This window comes from Gammaproteobacteria bacterium, from assembly GCA_009845905.1.
Classification (GTDB): Bacteria; Pseudomonadota; Gammaproteobacteria; order Steroidobacterales; family Foliamicaceae; genus Foliamicus.
Map to the genome: position 1 here is coordinate 51,333 of VXYS01000004.1, position 20,584 is coordinate 71,916.

The 20,584-nt window shown below is 63.3% G+C and carries 16 protein-coding genes; 10 read left to right on the forward strand and 6 right to left on the reverse strand.

The window, feature by feature from the left end; translation table 11 throughout:
* Positions 1 to 19: 19 nt before the first annotated feature.
* Both F4036_01760 and F4036_01765 read left to right on the forward strand, forming a co-directional pair.
* Positions 20 to 736 carry an SDR family oxidoreductase gene (locus F4036_01760; GenBank protein ID MYK36468.1) on the forward strand — a complete coding sequence of 239 codons (717 nt, stop codon included), beginning with the start codon at positions 20 to 22 and terminating at the stop codon, positions 734 to 736.
* 3 nt (positions 737 to 739) lie between these two features.
* Complete coding sequence (locus F4036_01765) at positions 740 to 1,405, forward strand: hypothetical protein (GenBank protein MYK36469.1); 666 nt, start codon at positions 740 to 742, stop codon at positions 1,403 to 1,405.
* A gap of 144 nt (positions 1,406 to 1,549) precedes the next feature.
* On the opposite strand, the gene F4036_01770 is transcribed toward F4036_01765, so the two are convergent.
* Positions 1,550 to 2,593 (reverse strand): TGS domain-containing protein, encoded by a 1,044-nt coding sequence (locus tag F4036_01770; protein MYK36470.1) that lies wholly within the window; start codon positions 2,591 to 2,593, stop codon positions 1,550 to 1,552.
* Between the two features lie 63 nt (positions 2,594 to 2,656).
* On the opposite strand from F4036_01770, the gene pyrB reads away from it, so the two are divergent.
* Genes pyrB through F4036_01795 form a run of 5 tightly spaced genes read left to right on the forward strand, consistent with a single transcriptional unit; the run spans position 2,657 to position 14,146 of the window.
* Positions 2,657 to 3,643 (forward strand): aspartate carbamoyltransferase, encoded by a 987-nt coding sequence (pyrB, locus tag F4036_01775; GenBank protein ID MYK36471.1) that lies wholly within the window; start codon positions 2,657 to 2,659, stop codon positions 3,641 to 3,643.
* Positions 3,556 to 6,039 (forward strand): penicillin acylase family protein, encoded by a 2,484-nt coding sequence (locus F4036_01780; protein MYK36472.1) that lies wholly within the window; start codon positions 3,556 to 3,558, stop codon positions 6,037 to 6,039. The genes pyrB and F4036_01780 overlap by 88 nt, the downstream gene beginning before the upstream one ends.
* Positions 5,990 to 8,461, forward strand: coding sequence for a penicillin acylase family protein (locus tag F4036_01785; GenBank protein MYK36473.1), 2,472 nt, complete (start codon positions 5,990 to 5,992; stop codon positions 8,459 to 8,461). Before F4036_01780 ends, F4036_01785 begins: the two co-directional genes overlap by 50 nt.
* Positions 8,374 to 11,100, forward strand: a complete 2,727-nt coding sequence (locus tag F4036_01790; GenBank protein MYK36474.1) for a hypothetical protein — start codon at positions 8,374 to 8,376, stop codon at positions 11,098 to 11,100. Before F4036_01785 ends, F4036_01790 begins: the two co-directional genes overlap by 88 nt.
* A gap of 58 nt (positions 11,101 to 11,158) precedes the next feature.
* Entirely contained in the window at positions 11,159 to 14,146 is a 2,988-nt protein-coding gene (locus tag F4036_01795) for a TonB-dependent receptor (GenBank protein MYK36475.1), read from the forward strand.
* A gap of 66 nt (positions 14,147 to 14,212) precedes the next feature.
* Here F4036_01795 and F4036_01800 read toward each other — a convergent pair whose 3' ends face one another.
* The gene (locus tag F4036_01800; protein MYK36476.1) at positions 14,213 to 15,061 is read right to left on the reverse strand and encodes an ATPase; all 849 of its coding nucleotides are present in this window, start codon (positions 15,059 to 15,061) and stop codon (positions 14,213 to 14,215) included.
* Positions 15,062 to 15,128: 67 nt separating this feature from the next.
* Between F4036_01800 and F4036_01805 the strand changes: the two genes are divergently transcribed.
* The 3 genes from F4036_01805 to F4036_01815 are packed head-to-tail and all read left to right on the forward strand — an operon-like array spanning position 15,129 to position 17,207.
* Positions 15,129 to 15,611 (forward strand): peroxiredoxin, encoded by a 483-nt coding sequence (locus tag F4036_01805; protein MYK36477.1) that lies wholly within the window; start codon positions 15,129 to 15,131, stop codon positions 15,609 to 15,611.
* Entirely contained in the window at positions 15,608 to 16,627 is a 1,020-nt protein-coding gene (locus F4036_01810) for an NADP-dependent oxidoreductase (GenBank protein ID MYK36478.1), read from the forward strand. The genes F4036_01805 and F4036_01810 overlap by 4 nt, the downstream gene beginning before the upstream one ends.
* A gap of 13 nt (positions 16,628 to 16,640) precedes the next feature.
* Positions 16,641 to 17,207 carry a DUF924 domain-containing protein gene (locus F4036_01815; GenBank protein ID MYK36479.1) on the forward strand — a complete coding sequence of 189 codons (567 nt, stop codon included), beginning with the start codon at positions 16,641 to 16,643 and terminating at the stop codon, positions 17,205 to 17,207.
* Here the strand turns inward: F4036_01815 and F4036_01820 are convergent.
* The 4 genes from F4036_01820 to F4036_01835 all read right to left on the reverse strand — a co-directional run bounded on the left by F4036_01820 (position 17,204) and on the right by F4036_01835 (position 20,572).
* A complete protein-coding gene (locus F4036_01820; GenBank protein ID MYK36480.1) occupies positions 17,204 to 17,905 on the reverse strand; it encodes a DUF1826 domain-containing protein in 702 nt (233 codons plus the stop codon). The two genes, F4036_01815 and F4036_01820, sit on opposite strands and share 4 nt — an antisense overlap.
* Positions 17,902 to 19,107 carry a GTP-binding protein gene (locus F4036_01825; GenBank protein ID MYK36481.1) on the reverse strand — a complete coding sequence of 402 codons (1,206 nt, stop codon included), beginning with the start codon at positions 19,105 to 19,107 and terminating at the stop codon, positions 17,902 to 17,904. Before F4036_01825 ends, F4036_01820 begins: the two co-directional genes overlap by 4 nt.
* Positions 19,108 to 19,261: 154 nt before the next feature.
* A complete protein-coding gene (locus F4036_01830; GenBank protein MYK36482.1) occupies positions 19,262 to 19,816 on the reverse strand; it encodes a carboxymuconolactone decarboxylase family protein in 555 nt (184 codons plus the stop codon).
* Between the two features lie 3 nt (positions 19,817 to 19,819).
* Positions 19,820 to 20,572, reverse strand: coding sequence for a hypothetical protein (locus F4036_01835; protein ID MYK36483.1), 753 nt, complete (start codon positions 20,570 to 20,572; stop codon positions 19,820 to 19,822).
* Positions 20,573 to 20,584 lie beyond the last annotated feature (12 nt).

The window sequence follows — 20,584 nt, forward strand, 5'->3', positions numbered from 1 at the left end:
CTTACATCAGGAGAAAAAGATGAGCAATACCTGGTTGATTTCCGGCGCCAATCGCGGCATCGGCCTTGGATACGCAACACAACTTCTTGCCATGGGAGAAAAGGTGATTGCCGGAGTTCGCGACCCGGACAATGCGGAATCGCTGACCAAATTGACCAGGCAATACAAACCTTTACTCAGTATCGGTCGATTGGACATGAACGACTGGGACTCCATCGATTCCTTTGCAGGGAATCTGGAAGAGGAGCGAGTCGATTATTTGATCAACAACGCCGGTCTGTATGGCGGAAGCTGGACCGAGGACTCTCACAGGCAAAGCGCGGACAGCATGGACTACGAGCTTTGGGAAGAGATCATGCGCGTCAACGTGATCGCTCAGTTCCGGCTGACCCGGGCATTGGAAGGGTCACTGATGCGGGGCGACCAACCACTGGTGGTCATGATGTCGTCAGACATGGGATCCATCGGCAACAACGACATGGGGCAGAGTTACGCTTACCGGACAAGCAAGGCCGCGCTGAACATGATTGCCAGGAGCCTTGCGGTTGACTTGAGGGAACGCGGGATTCGAGTCATTTCCATGGCGCCTGGATGGACACAGACCGCATTGGGTGGATGGACCGCCACATGGAGCGTCGAAGACAGCGTGGCGAAACAGATCAAGGTCATCACGACCCTGGGACCGGAGGACACCGGCAAGTTCCTCAACCTGCATGGCGAGTCCGTGCCCTGGTGACGCATGCCCGTTGACGCACTCCTCGTTATCCACATCGCCGTGCTCGGGTACTGGCTGGGCGCCGAGTTCGTCATCAACAGCGAATTCCGCTTTGTCTGCCGGGCGGCGTCCATGCCCTTCGAGGAGCGCAAGCGCCTGATGGAGCATGTCATGGACGTGGACCAGCACGTTCGCTATGCGCTGGTGCTCCAGGCCGGCCTGGGAACCGTCCTGTCGGCGCTGCTCGGCTATTTCCCCGGAGGCGCAACTCTGGCCTGGGCAGCAGGCCTCGCCACACTGCTATGGCTGGCGTTCGTCGAGACCGTCCACCGCCTGAGGCACCGCGCATCCGGCAAGCAACTGGCGTTTCTGGACCGCCTGGTCCGATACGTGCTGCTGGCGGCGCTGGTGCTGGGCGGCCTTGCCGCGGTCTTCGGGGCATTGGCGCTTCAGGCCTGGCTGGCATGGAAGCTCGTTCTCTTCGGCGCCGTCATCGCCAGCGGCATCGGCATCCGCTACTACATCATCCAGTTCTTCGGCATCTGGCGGCAAATCGAAGCATCCGGCTCCAACCCCTCGCGCGAACGCGCAATCCGCAAAAACTACGCGGCCGGCACCTCAATCCTGGGCTTGCTCTGGCTCTGCATAGCCGCCATCACCGCCCTCTCCATCCTAAAACCCGACACCTGAAACCCGGCGCTTGAGCATAGGTTACAGCCTATTCCGCTCCCCTCACTGTGGAGAGCGTTGGAGCCAGGATGGCGGAACCGAGCCAGGGATGGCGCCTCGCCACAGTGAGGGGAGCGGAATAGGCGAGGGTTGGCAATACCAAGCCTAGCGGTGGTGCAATTCCAGGATGTCGCCGTCGTGAATGAGGTGCTTCGGACTCACCTGTTGCCCGTCATAGACCTTCTCCCCCCATATCCGCGCAAACCGCAGGCTCCCCGCAATGTCCTTGTGCACCAGCGAAGCCAGCTCGCTCACCGTGGCGCCATGCCGCAGCGTGAACGGCCGTCCCAGATCGGGAGGCTTGCCCGGCGTCTTGGTGTAGGCCCGCACCACGCCGAGTCCTCTGAACAGAAACTCGGGTATCGCCCCCAGGTTGTCCCCGGTCTCGGCGGACACGGCAAGCGCCGGAAAGTCAAGCTTCCCGCTTAAAGCATCCAGCCGCTCCCGATAGTCACCCAGGTCGGTCTTGTTGGCCACCAGCAGGGCAGGGAGGCGGATCCGGAACAAGTCCTCGAAAGTTTCCTGCTTGCGAGAGCGGCGCTTCCTGCGGCGGCGCTTGCGCGGATCCGGCAGTCCCGGCCATTCGGGAACGAAGGTCACGCGCTTCTCGGCCATCTTGTCCAGCACGATCCCGATCTCCCCGGCACAGTCCGGCGAGGCGATATCCACGACCAGCAACGCACCGTCGGCGGGCTGCAGGGCGGTCGCCAGCCAGGGCTGTGTGCGCTCCAGGGCTACCGGGGGCAGGTCCACCAACTGAAAATGGATGTCGTGATAGGGCGCCATCCCCGGTATCGGCGTTTCCGTGGTATGCGGCCAGGCGCCGACGGTGGACTGCGATCCCGTGAGCGCCGAGTGCAGTTGCGACTTGCCGGCGTTGGGCGCGCCCAGCAGCGCCACCTGGGCCGCCCCTTCGCGGCGCACGGCGTGGGCGGGGCCGGAACGCGCGCCTCCCTTGCGCGGACGGGACAGCTCGGTGGTGAGCTGCTTGATCCGGGTCTTGATATCCGCCTGGACGTGCTCGGTGCCCTTGTGCTTCGGGATGAGCCGCAGCATCTCCCGCAGGCAGCGCAGGCGGTCCTGGGGTTCCCTGGCCTCGCGAAACGCCTGCTCGGCCTTCTTGTATTCCTGCGTGACGTTGGTGGGCATGGCGGCGAAAAGTTTACCCGTGACGCGACACCGGCGGCGCCGTTCAACGATAATGGCGCCGGTATGGGGAGTAACGGGTTGTTTCACGTTATCGATACCCGGCAGTTCGACCGGCCGATGCTCGACCGTCTGTGCCGCCTGGCGACCCACATCCGGACCCTCGCGAAATCGCGATCCGGCGCGCAAACCCTGCAGCGGCTGGCGCCCAACCGCCGCGCCATGCTCTATTTCACGCAGCCTTCCACCCGGACCTTCCTGTCCTTCAACAGCGCCTGCCACATCCTCGGCATGCAGACCAGCGAAATCCGCAATCCGTCCATCTCCTCGGAGGTGAAGGGCGAGACCTTCGAAGACAGCATCCGCACCTTCAGTTCCTATGCGGACATCATCATCATGCGCACCCCGGAAGGCGGAAAGGCCGCGCGCGCGGCCGAGCTCATGGACTCCATTCCGCGCCCCGTCCCGGTCATCAACGCCGGCAGCGGTCCCGACCAGCATCCCACCCAGGCCCTGCTGGACATCTACACGCTGGAGCGCAGCTTCGAGAAGCGCGGCGGCATCGACGGCAGGACCATCGCCATGATGGGCGACCTGCGCCGCGGCAGGACGGTCCGGTCGCTCAGCTACCTGATGAAGAACTACCGGGACGTTCGCCTGCGGTTCGTCGCGCCGCCGGGTTTCGAGATCAAGCAGGACATCCTCGATCATCTCGACGAGCACGGCGTCGAGTACGCGTGCACCAGCCGGCTGGATGACGTGCTGGGCGACCTGGACGCGTTGTACGTAACGCGGCTGCAGGAGGAATACGACGAGCAGAACGAATCCGAGAACGCCGATTACGCGTCCTACTCGATCGGTCCCGAACAACTGCGGCGCTTTCCCTCCTACGCGATCATCATGCATCCGCTGCCGCGGGGGCCTGAACTCGACCCCGGCATCGACAATGACCCGCGCGTCATGTACTGGCGCCAGGAACGAAACGGCATGTGGATGCGGGTCGCGCTGTTGGCGGCAATTTTCGACCTGGACGGCGACCTGAATGTGAACTGAAAGTGATAAAGAAATTAGCTATTTCATTTATCACATTGATATCAATAGTAGTTCTGATATCCTTGGTGGCCTTCTTCTGGTTGCGCACCAGCAACATTCCGACCCGCGCGGGGACCGTCGACAAGCCTGTCCGTTTGAGCGTGCTGGATGCGCCCGTTACGGTCAGGCGGGACCGCTACGGAGTCCCTTACATCCATGCGCAGTCGCTGGCGGACGCCATCCGGGCGCAGGGATTCGTCACCGCGCAGGACCGGCTGACCCAGATGCTCCTGACCCGCGAAGCGGTCAATGGACGTCTGGCCGAACAGATCGGTCCTCGCGGAGAAAGCAACGACATCCGCGTGCGGGTGCTCGGAATCCGGCAACTGGCCCGTCGGTTTGCGGCCGGGCTCGAGTCGCCCAGCCGGGAAATGCACGAGTGGTATCTCGAGGGCGTCAATGCCTATATCGGCACGCAGGAGCATGAGTTTCCGCTCACGGTGCGCATATCCGGAACGACACCGGCGCCCTACACGCTGGAGGACATCTGCGCGCACTACCTTCTCCAGGCGTACGACCTTACCGAGAACTGGCGTTCCGAATGGCTGGCCCAGCGTCTGGTGGACCGGCTGGGACGCGAGAAGGCCGCACAAATCTCGCTCGTCAGCGTAAACCCGGATGACGGCAGCCGGTGGGCATCGGATTACGCGCTCGCAGCGCGGGAACCGCTGTTGTCGATGCGCGAGCAACCGCAAATCGAGGCCAGCCCGGTCGGCGGCTCCAACAGCTGGGCTACATCGGGGCGGCGGTCGCGGCGGGGAGCGCCGATACTGGCCAACGATCCGCACCTCGACGCCCGCCGGCTTCCCGGCATCTGGTATCCGCTGGGCCTGATTACGCCCGATTGGCGGGCCGTGGGAGTGGCCGCGGCGGGATGGCCCGGACTGGCCGTGGGACGGTCCGATTCCATCGCCTGGGGCGTCACCAATTCGGCTGCCGACACGGCGGACCTGTTCATCGAGCAGGACGATCCCGCACAGGACGGCCACTACCTGGAAGGCGAACTGTCCTTGCCCTACGAGGTGGTCAGCGAGACCGTGCGGGTACGGGACCCGGATTCTCCCGGCGGCTTTCGTGAACGAACTTTCATGGTCCGGCGCAGCCGGCGCGGGCCGGTGGTTTCCGACGCGCTGATCGAGGATGCGCACGGGCGCTCCCTGTCGCTGCGCTGGAGCGTAGCCGAGAACGTCGGCAGCCAGGTGGGCGTCGATCGATTGATGCTGGCGAAGGATGTCGCCGAAGCCGGCGAGGCTATCCGTGACATCGTGGGCGCCCTCAACTACAACGTGGCCGACACCCGCGGGAACATCGCCCACTTCACCTCCGGTCATGTTCCGGTCCGGCTTAGGGGGGACGGCGCTCTACCGCTGCAGGTAACGGACGGGCAGGACAACTGGAGCGGGTTCGTCCCCTTCGAACGGGCCCCGTCGTCGCTGAATCCGCAAAGAGGCTGGGTGGGCAACGCCAATCACCGGACCGTCAGCGCAGACTTCGACGGCATCTGGAGCAGCTACTCGGCCCCTTCCTGGCGCTACCGCCGCATGCTGGAACTGTTCGACAACGACCGGGTGTTCTCCGCCGAAGAACACTGGGCGGCGATCACCGACACCAGGAACACGCTGGCCCGCGACCTGGTGCCGCTGTTTCTGCCGGCCCTGGAAGGCGCTCCCGAAACACAGCCGGCGGCGGATGTCCTCGTTGACTGGGATTACCGCGACGATGCCGGGAAGGCCGCGCCGGCGCTGTTCCAGTTGATGATGCGTGCGCTCGTGAGCCGGATCTTCGCCGACGAACTGGATACCCTGATCCAGAGTTTCCGGAGCTCTCCCTACTTCTGGCAGGAACGCATTCATTCGATGCTGAATTCCAGCGAATCGGACTGGTTCGACAACATCAATACTCCGCAAACCGAGGACCGGGACGACCTGATCCGGGGAGCGGCACTGGACGCCTGGCGGCAACTCGAGGCAAGCCTGGGAGGGAACCCGCGCGACTGGCGCTGGGGCGATACCAGCCGGCTCAGGATTTCCAGTCCCATCCCGACAGGCAACAGGTTCGTAAACCGTTTATTGGGCGGTGGCGATTTTCCGCGTACCGGATCTACGGAGACCTTGTGGGGATCGTACGGCAGTCCGTCGTTCGGCGCCTGGGCGATCGATTCTCTGCGCTTCGTCGCCGATCTCGGCGATCCGGACAAGGTGCTGGCGGTCATTCCCGGCGGCGTCAGCGGACGCCTGTTCGACCCGCACCTGAACGACCAGCTGACGTTGTGGCTGTCCGGAGAAATCAACTACTGGTGGTTCTCCGATGAGGCCATCAGCGCCAATACGCGCAAGGAAATCACGCTGGCGCCATGAAACTGACCCGAGAGGACCCGCAATGCTGAAAAAAATCGGAATCGCACTCGTCGCCCTGCTGCTGGTGATTGTCCTGGCCGCAGCCGCGGGCATCGCCTGGCTCAGGCAGAGCAACCTCCCGGACCGTGACCGGGACATCGGCGATGCAGCGGTCCTTGCGATGTTGGACGACAAGGTGCACGTGAAGAGGGACCGGCGGGGAGTCCCCTATATCTATGCCGAGACGCTGGCCGACGCCTTGCGCGTTCAGGGTTTCGTCACGTCACAGGACCGCCTGTCGCAAATGCTGCTGACCCGCGAGCTGATCAACGGCCGTCTGTCGGAGCAGATCGGGGAGGTCGGCCTGCGCAGCGATACGCTGATCCGGGTCATGGGCTTAAGCCGCATGGGGTCCGTATGGGCGGCGCAACTTGAATCGCCCAGCCGCGAACTGCACGAATGGTTCCTCGAGGGGGTCAACGCCTACATCGCGACGCAGGCCGACGAGTTCCCGCTGGCCGTAAGGCTTTCCGGAGAGCCGCCGGCGCCGTTCACGCTGGAAGATCTGACGACGCAATACCTGTTCCTTGCGTTCAACAGCACTGGAAACTGGCGCACGGAAGTTCTCAGTCAGGCGCTGGTCGATCACCTCGGCGCCACGAAGGCCGCGGAAATCTCGATGCTGACGGTCAACCCGGACGACGAGAGCGAGTGGGCATCGGACTACAGCCTGGCCGAGAACAGCATGCCTACCGGCGCACCGGCGAATTTCCCCGATCTACCCGAGCCGGCGGACGGCTCCAACAGTTGGGCGACGTCGGCCCGGCGGTCGGCGGGCGAAGCGCCGATCGTGGCCAACGACCCGCACATCGACGTGCGCCGCCTGCCGGGCATCTGGCATCCGGTGGGCCTGATCACTCCCGAATGGCGGGCGGTGGGCGCAGCTGGCGCGGGCCTGCCGGGACTGGGGGCAGGGCGCTCCAGCCACGTTGCCTGGGGCATAACCAACGCCTATTCCGACGTCGCCGACCTGTTCATCGAGCGGGATGATCCGAACCGACCGGGACACTACCTGGAAGGGGAACAGTCCGTTCCGTACCGGATCGTGGAGGAAGTCATTCGCATACGCGACCGCAGTGCGCCGGGCGGCTACCGCGAGCATCCCTTGATAGTTCGCCATACGCGGCGCGGCCCGGTCATTTCCGATCACGGCCTGACCGGAAGCGACGGCCGCGTGTATTCGCTGCGCTGGAGCATGGCCGAGAATATCGGCACGCAGGTGGGAATCGAACGCGTGATGCTCGCGCGCGATACGTTCGAGGCCGGGGAAATTATCGGCCTGATCAACGCTCCGTACAACTACACGGTAGGGGATACGCAGGACAACATCGCGCACTACACCGCCGGTCACGTGCCGGTGCGGCGCCGGGGCGACGGTGCGCTACCGCTTGCCGTTGTGGACGCCGGAGACGACTGGCCGGCGTTCGTGCCCTTCGCCCGGGCGCCCACGTCCATCAACCCGCCGCGGGGATGGGTCGGCAACGCCAACCATCGCACCGTAAGCGGTGATTTTGACGGGCACTGGACCAGCTACGTGGCCTCCTCCTGGCGCTACCGGCGGATGCAGGAACTGTTCGACGGCGACGGCGCGCTGTCGGATACCGACCACTGGTCGGCGATCAACGACACGCTCAATCCCATGGCCCGGGGCCTCGTTCCCGTCATGGTCGAGGCACTGGAAGGGCAACCCGAAACGCGGGCCGCCGCCGAGATGCTGGCCGGCTGGAATTTCCACGACGAGCCGGAACTGGCGGCGCCGGCCCTTTTCCAGGCAATGATGGCCAGCCTGGTCCGGCGGATTTTCGAGGACGAACTGGGCGAGACGCTGGCCCGGCAATACGCACGCGACATCTACTACTGGCAGGAGCGCGTGTACCGGATGCTCCTGGCGGGCGAGTGGGAGTGGTTCGACGACAAGCGCACCGAGGTCGTGGAGAGCCGCGACGATCTGCTTCGCGCCGCAGCGGGCGACGCCTGGTCCGAATTGCAATCGCGACTGGGCGCCGACCCGGCCGCCTGGCGCTGGGGGGACCTGAGCCGGTTCCGGTTCAGCAACCCCTGGGTGCCCGGCGAACTGGCGGACCGGCTGCTGGGCGGTGGAGACTATCCCGGCCGCGGTTCCGGAGAAACGCTGGGCCGGGCGCGGTTTCCGGGATTCGGAGACTATGATCCACGGATCATCGATTCGCTCAGGTTCGTCGCCAACCTCGGCGATCCGGACAAGGTCCTGGCGGTCATACCCGGCGGCGTCAGTTCGCGCCTGTTCGATCCGCACCTGAACGACCAGCTTCCCGCATGGCTGTCCGGCGACATCGGCTACTGGTGGTTCTCGGACGCCGCCATCGCCGCCGACACGCAGCAGGAAATGACGTTCAGGCCGTGAAGCGTCCTGCGTCACTCGCCGCGCTTATCGCCTGGCTGCTGGCTGCGGCGCCGCTCGCAATCGCTCAGGACGCCGCAGGCGGACTGTCCTGCGACACCGGCCTTTACGAATTCAGCGCGGACCATGAAGGCGCGCGCGCCACCGCCTGCCGGGTCTTCAATCCGCGCGGCGTGATCCTGACCATCGAGCCTGAGGATCCGCCGCCGATCAATCCCAGCCCCTGGTTCGGGTTCCACGTGCGCGCAAAGAACGCGAACGAGCAGGGGACCATCGTGGTCACGCTGCGCTACTCCACCAGCCGGCACCGCTACACGCCCAGGACCAGCGTTGACGGCCGGGAATGGACCCCGCTGCCGGAGCGCCAGTGGCTGGCCCACGAGGACGGCCGCGCGACCATGGAACTCCAACCCGGCGCGGAGGGCTTGTTCGTTTCGGCGCAGGAGAACCTCGGACTGGACTTCTACGCGGAATGGCGCGACAACATGGCAGAGCGCTTCGACGGACTTGAGTGGCGCAGCATCGGCGAATCCCGGGGAGGCCGACCGATTTTCGCGGCCGAGACCGCTCCCGGCGCGCCCAGCTACCTGCTCTTCATCGGCCGTCAGCACCCGCCGGAGATCCCGGGCGCCCTGATGTTCATTGCCTTTGCCGAACGACTGCTCGAGGACCGCTCAGGCGCCTGCGACGATCCGTCCTCGGCCAGGTGCGCGTTCTATTCCGGGCACAGCCTTGTATTCATTCCCAACCTCAATCCCGATGGCGTCGCGCTGGGCCACTGGCGGCACAACCTGGATGGGACCGACCTGAACCGCGACTGGGGGACTTTCGAGCAGCCGGAAACGCGGGCTGTCCGGGATCTGCTCGACTCGCTGGAAGAGAGGGGAAGCGCTATCGCAGTCATGCTGGACTTCCACTCGACCTGGAGAAACGTGTTCTATGTCCCCACCCTGAAGGACGCGACCCGCCCGCCGGCGTTCGACACACGCTGGCTCCGCCTTGCCCGAGCAAGCGGATCCGCCTACGCGTTTGAACGGGCGCCGCGATCCTCGGAGGACACGGCGATTGCCAAGAACTACTTCTATCGCCGTTTCGGCGTGCCGGCAATCACGGTCGAGACGGGCGACGACACACCCCGGGACGAGATCGCTTCCACGGCCAGTGTCCTGGCCGATGGACTGGTCGAGGTCATGGGCGGCGGGAACGGCCCGCCGGGTCGGCGCCGCGGCGCGCTGTGCCCCGATTTCTTCTGCTATCTGGCCGAGGCGAACAAGGCATCGCTTGTCATGCTCCTGGAAGAGAGCCTGGTGGACCGCGGACAGGCAGAGAAAATCGCCGATGCGATGCTGCAATTGCATAGCGAGCAGGAGGCCCAAGGCGCAAGGCGACCAGCGAACTACCTTCCCTATGAGGAGCGCCTGATCGAACTGGCCGATAAGGAAGTGGCCAATCTTCATCTTGGGCGCTCGCGTCAGGACCTCCACGGCGTGGTGCGGCGAATGTTGATACGCGACCAGTGGCTGGCATTGGCGAACGGTGCGTTGCAAGCGCGCGCCGCACTGCTGCGCCTGGCGGAACAGGAGGCGACAACGCCGATTCCCGCCTACACGCATGGCGTTCAGGCGCAGCCCACCACGCTGGGGCGCTACCTGCTTGCATTCTCGGCCAGCCTGGAACGCGACCTGCAGCGATACCGCGAGGGTTACGTCCGCATGAACCGGAGCCCTCTGGGCGCTGCCGCGCTGGGGACTTCGGGTTTTGCCCTCGATCGCGAACGGCTTGCGGATCTGCTGGGCTTCGCCGCTTCGGTCGGGAACAGCTACGACGCCAACCTGGTTTCGTCCGGCGACCTGCGGCGGGAACTCGCCGGTATTCTGGCCCTGTCCGCCGTTCCCATCGGCCAGCTGGTCGAGAACCTGCACACCCAATACCACAATCCCGAGCCGTGGATCCTTCTGGACGAATCCTCCGTCGCCATCAGTACGATCATGCCGCAGAAGCGCAACCCGCGGCCGCTGGACCGGGTGCGCAGCCAGGCCAGCCGGGTACTGGGCGGCGCGCAGACGGAAATTCTTCTCGCGCACAACACCAATACCGGGATGCACGACTATAGGGACATCGCGCCGATCATGGAACTGACGGACAAGGCAAGGCTGATGTACCAGCGCTACGAGCGGCTCATCGGCCTGCTTCTCATCGACCGTGAACGGGCGCTGGAGGAGTTGCGGCGTGGCTTCTCGACCATGACGGAGGTCGCCGACATGCTGGTCCGGGAAACCGGACTGCCTTTCCGTACCGCGCACCGCTTTGCTTCGGCCCTTGCCGACTACGGACGCGAGAACCGGCTGCCTCCCGAATCACTGAGCGACGAAGAGCTCAAGACGATCTATCGGGAGGCAATGGGCGGGCGCCTCCCCGTGTCCGTGGAGAAACTGCGAGGGGCGATGGATCCGGTCGCGATGCTAGCTGGACGCAAGGGTCAGGGCGGGCCGCAGGACGAAGAAGTCCGGCGGATGCTGAAAGCTCACCGGGAATCGCTCGAGCAGGACCGGGCCTGGCTGGGCCGCGCCAACGAGGACCTGCTGGCCGCGTCGCTGGAACTGCATCGGGCGTTCGCCGCGCTGGCGCCCACGAACGAGTAATTTGGCCGCCAATCGGCAAACGGCTAGAATTCGCAGGCTTTTGTGGGGAGTAGGTCTCATGCGGAAACGCAAGAATTTCGCCGTTGCGGCGGCATTTTCAGTGTTCTTCGCCGGCAGCGCCGCCGTGCTGGCTCAGGACGCCGGGGAAGGTCCGGCGGAAGAACAGGAAATTGAAGAAATCGTCGTAACGGGCAGCCACATCAAGGGCGCCAACATCACCGGCGCATTGCCCGTGTCCGTGATCAGCTCCGAAGAGATCGAGGCCATGGGCGTCGATTCGGGCGACGAGTTGCTGCAGTTCATACCCGAGCAGGGACAGAATTTCTTCAGCGAAGCCGAGAACATCAGCGGCGGCGTGAACTCCGCCCGGGGAGACATCGGCGCCTTCAACCTGCGCAGCCTGGGCACGGGCAACACGCTGGTGCTGCTCAACGGGCGGCGGATGGTCAACGCCGCGAGCTACCAGACCGAGGAGGTCGGCGGCAGCTTCGTGCCGGTCAACACGGTCAACTCCAACACCCTGCCGGTATACGGCGTGGACCGCGTCGAGATCCTCAAGGACGGCGCCTCGGCCCTGTACGGCGCCGATGCCGTGGCCGGCGTCGTCAATCACGTGCTCAGGACCGACCGGGAAGGCATACGGGTCTATGCCCGTTACGGCTGGTACGACGAGCTGAGCCGCAAGACCAACCGCATTTCTCTTGAGTGGGGCGATTTCTTCAACCAGGGCCGCACGCACATCGGGATCACGGCGGATTACTACCTGCGCGACCGCGTCAGCGCCCACGAGGACGAGCGCTGGGCGGACGGCGATTTCCGCCGCCGGGTTCCGGAAGACTCCCCATGGGCCGGCGATACCCGGTTTCGCAATACCAGCGCCAACTCCCTGTATGGCCAGTACGACGTGCGCGTCAGTGCAAGCAGCGTCGGTTTGCGCAACACGTTGACCGACAGCGCCGGCGAATTCGAGACGTTTCCGGCCGGCCACGAGGACTGCGACTGGGACCTGGGCTACGGCACCTGCGGGGCCATCGACGGCAACGGTACTTACCGGTACAACCTAAACGCCACCCGCGACCTTTCTTCCGACCTCAAACGCGGCAACGTATTCGTGTTCATCAATCACGATTTCGGCAACGGCCTGGAGAGTTTCTCGGAACTGCATTACTACGCCTCCGACACCCACATGTACCGCCATGCCTCGGCGCCGTTCAGCTCGGTCAAGCTGAGGGTGGGGCCGCAGAACTATTACAACCCCTTCGGTCCCTGCGGCTCACCCAACCGCCTTCCGGAATCCTTGATACCGCGCGTTCCCTGCGAAGGACTGGAACTCGAGATCGACAACTACCGGTTCGCGCAGGTGCCGCGGATCGTCGAGAACGATGGCAGCGTCGTGCGCCTGCTCCAGGGCCTGCGCGGCCAGGCCGGCCGTTGGGACTGGGAAGGCGCGGTGCTCTGGTCGCGCGCGGAGCGTGAGGACCTGACCCGCAACCGTGTTTCCAACTTGCTGATCGCGGAGGCCCTGTTCGACCCGACTCCCAACGCGTACAACCCCTTCAGCGGCGGTGTCGACAGCAACATCGAGCGCGCGCTGGTGGATGTCCACAGAAACAACGAAATGACGCTGTTCCTGTCGGATCTTAGGGTCTCCACCGGCGAACTGTTCCGGCTTCCCTGGGGCCCGGCGGGCGGCCTGGCCGGCGTGGAATTCCGCCGTGAGACCTTTGAAGACGATCGCGACCCGAGGCTGGACGGCACCATCGTGTTCACCGACTACCAGGGCGACACCTATCCCTACGTCTCCGACGTGGTCAATTCCAGCCCGACCCCGGACGGCTCCGGAGACCGGAACGTGACTTCACTGTTTACGGAATTGCAGCTGCCGCTGATGAGCAACATCGATGTGCAGCTTGCGGCGCGTTACGAGAATTTTTCCGACGTCGGAAGCACGGTGGTGGGCAAGGTTGCCGCAGGCTGGCAGATTTCGCCGACGCTTCTTCTGCGCGCGTCCTGGTCGGAAGCGTTCCGGGCGCCCAACCTGGTCACGATCAACGAGGAGATCGTTGCGCGGCAGAACACCCGCAACGACTATGCCTGCATCTATGCGGCCGAGAACGGCGGCGACCCGGAGCAGGATACGCTGGATTGCCGCAACAGCACCCAGCGGATCGCGCAGGGGAGCGGGCTGCTGGAACCTGAGCGCTCCGATAACTATTCGATCGGCATCGCCATCCAGCCCATGGACACGCTGACGCTCACGGTGGACATGTGGTCCATCAAAAAGGAAGACACCATCGGCCTGCTGGGCGAAGAGAACCACACCGTGCTGGACTTGCTTACGCGCCTGAGAAGCGGTCCCGGCAACTGCGGTGGCGAATTCAACCCAGCGGTTGTGCGCGAAACGGAAGTCGCCGAGGATGAGGCGGCGATATATCAGGCTGCGGGCATTTGCCCGGCGGGACTAATCCGCTACATCGACGACAAGTACGTGAACCTGGATACGCGCACGCTGCGGGGCTGGGACGTGAGCCTTCGCTACGCGCTTGAAACGCGGGTGGGCGATTTCAACCTGACCTACCTGGCGTCTTTCCTGACCAAGTTCGACCAGGTGCCGGGCGGCCAGGCCGCCGAACTCGTTGCCGCCAAGGACGAGGGCCTGATTCCGGCGAGCATTCCGGTCGCCGGTTTCGCCGATCTGCTGCAGAAGGACGGCAACCAGAAGGCCCGCCATACGCTGTTTCTCAGCTGGCGGCGGGACCCGCTGCGCATAGCGCTTTCAGGCCGCAATATCGGGACTTTCTACCAGAACTCGCTGACCCTGAACGACGGGCAGTTGTACTGGATTCCGGCGGTTACGACCTGGAACGCCACATTCGACTACAACTGGGAACTGGCGGATCGGGACTGGCGGCTGCGGCTGGGCGTGAATAACGTGTTCGACAAGCGGGCGCCCCTGGCGGACCGTTTCTTCGGTTACTTTGCCGATGCGCACCGCGACTTCGGGCGCAACTATTACCTGCAACTACGGGTATCGCAGGACGACTGACCTCCGGGAACGAGGGCGTCCCGCGCTCGTCGCGCAACCGAAGCCTCCGCGGTTCGGCTCTGGCGGCTACGTGCCGCGGGCACTGATAGCGTCCGCCACCAGGTCCACGAAGTCCGCTTCGGTGCGGACGCCCTGCGCGTCCCGGGCGGGTACCGTGTAGCCGTGCTCCCTGGCCACGGCGGCATACAGGGGCCGGCGGTGGGCGATCAAGCGGGGAAAGGCCCATAGCGTGAAATCGTCGGGCGCGGCTTTCTCGATATCGTCGAGATTCCGCTCCCTCAGGAACTCGGGCAGCGAACGCCGAAGAAACCCGGGCGAGTAATACATGGGCTTGGGCTCCTCACGGGCGCGCTCCACCAGCTTTTCCTCGTCCTGCGCCGAGGCCTCGAGGTACAGAATCACGGTATTGTCGATCAGTGTCTTCAGCGCGCCCTGGTCGTCCAGTTCGCATATGCTGCCGCCGGCGTCATTCACGAAGTGCATGTATCCGTAGATGCGCTCGGCCTTGTCGATGAATGACGCCACGTCGCGCATCGCCCTGACTTCCGCGTCGAGATGCAGTTCCTGGCGGCGCCGGAACTCCTTCAGCGGCAGCCCGCCGCGATCGGGGTTGCCCAGCTTGCCCAAAAAGGTGGAAACAGGCCGCAGGTTGTGCACGGTGATGTTGCTTTCGATGTAGATGGAATCGCTGCGAAGCAAATCACGGAGAAACGGCACTTCCATCGCGCGCAGCTTGATGTTGTCGAGTATCGGCTCGCGCAGATACTGGGTGCCGATGCGGTAGTCGCCGGAATAGATGAACCAGCGGGTCGCGGGCAGGCGATTGGCGAGCACCGTCTTGCCCACGCCGGACATGCCCATCAGCGTGACGGACTTGCGGGGCGCGCTTCGGAAATCATCAGCCGACATTCGCATGGCGCGATTGTATGCCCTCTCACTCGATTAGAATGTTGCCTCTTTTTTTGCTTCCGGGAGGACCAGCATGAGTATCGAGAAAGGCCAGGCAATGCCCGAGGGTGGGTTCGGCGTAATGAACGAAGGCGGACCGGGTCGGATCACCACCGGCGAGTTGTTTTCAGGCAAGAAGGTACTCTTGTTCTCGGTGCCGGGCGCGTTCACGCCCACCTGCTCGAATGAGCACCTGCCGGGATATGTGAACAATGCCGACGCCTTGCAGGCCAAGGGCGTGGACCAGATCGCGTGCATGGCCGTCAACGACGTATTCGTGATGGACGCCTGGGGCCGTTCCGCCGGCGCCGGCGACTCGGTGCTGATGCTGGCCGACGGCAACGGCGATTACACCCGGGCGCTGGGCCTGGAGCTGGATGCTTCCGGGTTCGGCATGGGCATGCGCGGACAGCGTTTCTCCATCGTGGTCGACGACGGGGTCGTCACGGAACTCAACCTGGAGAACGGCGGGGGCCTGAGCTGCTCTTCGGCCGAGACCGCACTCGAACAGCTTTGATTCAGGACATCCCGGATACCCAGCGGCAGATACTGCTCCGCCGCTACCCCGAGGGCGTACCGGAGACGTCCGATTTCGAGCTTGCCCAGGGGCCGGTGCCGCGGCCCGGGGAAGGCGAATTCCTTTCCCGCACCCTGTACCTCTCGCTGGACCCCTATCTGCGAGGAGTGATCTCCGGCCGTCACCTTTACGCCGAGAGGGTGCAACCCGGCGACGTGATGCCCGGGCGAACGGTCGCGCAGGTGGTCGAATCCCGCCACCCGGACTTCGCTCCCGGCGACATCGCGGTCTGCTCCAACGGCTGGCAGGAATACGGGCTCAGCACCGGCGCTATCGACCTCAGGAAACTGGACCCGGACGCGGCTCCCGTCAGCACGGGAATAGGCATACTGGGCATGCCGGGGCTGACCGCCTGGGCCGGACTCCTGCACCTGGGCGAGCCCATGCCGGGCGAAACGGTGCTGGTGTCGGCGGCATGCGGACCGGTAGGCTGCATGGTGGGCCAGTTGGCGCGCATTGCCGGCTGCCGGGCGGTCGGGATCGCCGGCGGCCCCGAAAAATGCGCCATCGTGAAGGACGAGTTCGGATTCGCGGAATGCGTCGATTACAAGACCGGCGAGCTGGGCGAGAAGCTGAAGGCCGCCTGCCCGGACGGGATCGACGTGTACTTCGACAACGTCGGCGGCGATGTGCTGACCGCGGCCATGGCCAATCTTGCCCAGGGCGCGAGGGTCGTGCTGTGCGGAATGATGAGCGGCTACAACAACACCGGGCCGCCACCCCCGGGACCCAGCCTGATTCCACTGGTCATGGCCCGCGCGACGGTCCGGGGACTGGTCGTCTATGACCATGAAGACAAGCAGCAGGACTTCCTGCGCGCCTGCACCCGCTGGCTGCAGGAGGGACGGATCCGTTACCGCGAGGACATCGCCGAAGGCATCGAAAAGGCGCCGGAGGCGTTCTGCCGGCTGATGCGCGGCAAGAACGTCGGCAAGGCGCTGGTGCAGTTCGCCTAGGGCCGCGCTTGCCGTGACCCGCAAGCCAGGCCTCAGGGAGGAACTGCTCAGGTTCTGGTTCGAGGAGTCCGGCCCCGAGCGGTGGTTCGCGAAAAGCGACGAGTTCGACGAGACGATACGCGAGCGTTTTTTCGCGGACTACGAGGCCGCGGCGCGCGGCGACCACGATGACTGGCGGAACAGCGGGGCCGGCTGCGTGGCCCTTTGCCTGCTCCTGGATCAGTTCCCCCGCAACCTGTTTCGCGACAATGCGCGGGCGTTCGCAACCGACGCGATGGCGCTGGCCATAGCGCGGCGCGCGGTCGACACGGGTCTTGACATGGAGCAGGGCATGAGCCGGGACATGCGAAAGTTCCTCTACCTGCCCTTCGAGCACAGCGAGGATCTCGACGATCAGCGGCTATGCATGGAGCTGATGGCCGAACGCCTGGATCCCGTCGGAGAGGACCTGGACTGGGCCCGCAAGCACTTCGTCATCATCGAACGCTTCGGACGTTTCCCCCACCGCAACCATGCGTTGGGACGCGAATCCACCCCAGAAGAACTGGCATTCCTGAAGGAACCCGACTCCAGCTTCTAGTGCCGACGCGATTCTCGCAACTGGTCTGTAAAGTCCAGGGTCAGCAATAATCGACGCGCGCCAGCGTTTAATTGTGGAGAGCGATGGACCAAGCCAGCCTCTTCATTACCTGCCCAACCCTCTCCCTTTAGCAGGGCAACATCCCCTTGCCGAATTTGCTGAATATCATCGGCATCGGAGAACAAGCCGGATTGCTCATCCGGCTTCCCGCCATTGCCGGATCCCAGCTTGCTGCGGTCAACCCGGTCATGAGCCAGCCATTGAGTGGCTCCTCCCTGGTAGGTCGTAACCAATCGGCAAGGCACCCAATCTACATGAAATCGGGGGCACATGGCATGATCGAGTGCAGTCAGCCTAAGGCCGACGTATTTGAGATCAAACAAGAAACAGAACATGTCGGCCAGCTCGGCGACGTCTGTGGCCAAGGCAGCCGGCTCTGCTGTGGCGCCGAGTGACTCGACGAGGATTTCGTAAGCATTCTTTGTACTCACCGAGCGCGAAATTTGTAGATGTGGTCTTTCAAGCAAGAGATGTTCGGCGGCATTTGATACCGCCTCGGGCAGTCTCCGTTGCCAGACGGAGATATTGACCTCCTCCCGATAAATGTCGGCAAGCACGTCGAGTTGCTCCCCGACAACGGATTGACGGCGTTTGGTCTTGGAGGAAGCTGTGTTGAATGCAGGGACCAATGCAGTCATTCCTCTCTCCATGCCGGAAAGGGATCCTTCAACGTCAACCAGTACTCTTTTCCCCGAAGGAGCTCCTCTTCCGTCAGCAGGCATCGTTCAAGAGTGTCCGTCATTGCCTTCTGATCCAGTTCCTGTCCGATGAAGACGAGTTCCTGGCGCATGTCACCGAAAGGCTCTTCCCAGGATTTGAAAATATTTTCGAGACTTTCTTCATCCTTGGGCCAACTGTCTCGAGGCACTGCATGCCAGAACATGCCTGCAAAGCCATATCGGGCAATTCCACCTGCCTGGCTCCACTGCCACGCGAACTCCGGACGCGTGGCAAGCCAGAAATAGCCCTTTGATCGAATCAGTTTGCCGAACTTCTCCGTGTTGTGGAAAAACTCGAAGACTCGCTCAGGATGAAACGGCCGGCGTGCAACATAGCTGAAACTACCGATGCCGTATTCTTCTGTTTCAGGAACGTGTTCGCCACGCATTTCCTTGAGCCAGCCTGGGGCCCGCTGCGCGCGCTCAAAGTCAAACAGGCTTGTGTTCAGCACCTCATCAGTGGACACCTGACCCTGCGAGACAGGGATAATGCGTGCCTTTGTATTCAAAGACCTGAGGATTGCGGTCAATCTCTCGATCTCGGCTTTTTCAACCAGATCCGTCTTGCTGATCAGCAGCACGTCGGCAAACTCGACCTGATCGATAAGCAAGTCGGCGACGCTGCGTTCATCTTCCTCGCCCAGGGACTGTCCAGTTTCCTGGAGGTCCTTTGCTTCGTCGTAGTCTCTGAGAAAGTTGACTGCATCTACCACTGTCACCATGGTGTCCAGGGTTGCCACATCGGATAGCGAAACTCCATCTTCGTCGGCGAAAGTGAAGGTTTCGGCGACCGGCAAGGGTTCGGAGATCCCTGTCGATTCAATAACCAGGTAGTCAAATCGGCCCTCCCTGGCAAGGTTGTTCACTTCGAGCAGCAGATCTTCCCGCAAAGTGCAGCAGATACAACCATTGCTCATCTCCACGAGCTTCTCTTCCTGATGTGACAGCGACACCTCTTGCTGAACCAGTGAAGCGTCAATGTTTATCTCGCTCATGTCATTCACGATAACCGCGACTTTTTTGCCTTCGCGGTTATTGAGAATATGGCTCAGCACCGTCGTCTTTCCTGCGCCCAGGAAACCCGATAGCACGGTCACCGGCAAGTTTGTTTGTTGATTCATCTATAGCCCTGAAGGTCGCAACGGCACATTGCGGCTTTTACCAGGAGCGCAATCCTTGGTAATGCCCGAGCGCATAAGATGTTACATTATATCAATACTGTCGAAACAATATCTAGTTGGATCTATATAAACTATTGTTTTGAGTGAATAAATATTACGCTGGGAATGGGCAGGATTCTTCCTTTTCCACCAGGTCGAAGGTGAACAGCATCTTGGCCATGCCGGTCAGGACCGCCATGACCATGCCCAGCTCCATGATTTCCGCCGGGCTGAAATGCCGCTTCAGGCGCTCATGCAGGGCCTCGTCGAGCGAGCCGGCGGGATTCGTGAGCACCATCTGGTCGGCCAGGGCGAGAGCGGCCCGCTCGCGCTCGGAGAACGGGCCGCTTTCGTATTCGTCCAGCCGGTCGATCTGCTCCTGCTTCACCCCCGCCGCCAGCGCATCCGGACGGTTGCCCTGGTTGCAGAACCGGCAGCCGTGGGTGGTCGAGAGGCGCAGGCGGGCCAGTTCCTTGATGACCCGCTCCACGCGACCGCCGTTGAACAGGCGCTGGTAGAACTCGCCGTACCAGTCGTACAGCTCCGGCGCGTGCGCCATGATCTCGAACCAGGTGGCGTCGCCACGGAGCGCCATCGAGCGCTCCCATCCCTGCCGGATCCGTTCCGGCATGGCCTCCGGGGTAACGCGCGGAAGCTGCGGCTGCGGCATTCGCTACCCGAACAGGGGAGCCACGAGAGCGTGGGCGCCATGGATCAGGTTACCCATGGTCGCGGCCGCTTCCGGCGCGCCGGGTTTGAAGATGCCGAGGAAGGCTTCAACTATCAGGCCGGCCCAGATCGCAAACACCCAGGGTCGCACGCGATGGATGCTGCGGCGCAAGGCGATGTCCTGCTCCTCGGTAATCGAGCCCTGACTCAGCGCCCGGATGCCGGCGATAAACCCGGGAAGGAAGATGCGGATCATGACGCCGCACAGGACCATGAACGCAAAGACGATCAGCTTCGGTGCAAGCCAGGGCGCGTTGTCCAGCCGCCCGGTGGAAACCGACCACCAAACGGAAACCACGATCGCGGCGATCAGGAACCAGCGGAACCACAGGTCCAGCTTGGTGAGCATCGGCATGAAACTGGCGTTGTGCTTGAAGTGCATGACCAGCAGCACCGTGAACCAGACCGGGCCCAGCACGACGATCATCGCGTATTGCCACGGGGGATGAGACACCCCTACGTATTCCGAAAGAATGCCTCCCACGGTGAGCATCATGCTCAGGCACAGGCGCGGCAGCAGGTCGATCCACATCATGATGCGCGACGCCATGAACCGTTGGTCCGGGCTGTACGAGCGATTGAGGATCATGCGCGTGGAATAAAACACGCCGATGTCGCCGCCCAGCCAGTAGGCAAACAGCACCAGGTGAAGAATCAGCCAGATAGTGTGACCGAGATCGCCTTCAGCTCCAGTCATGAACATTCCCCT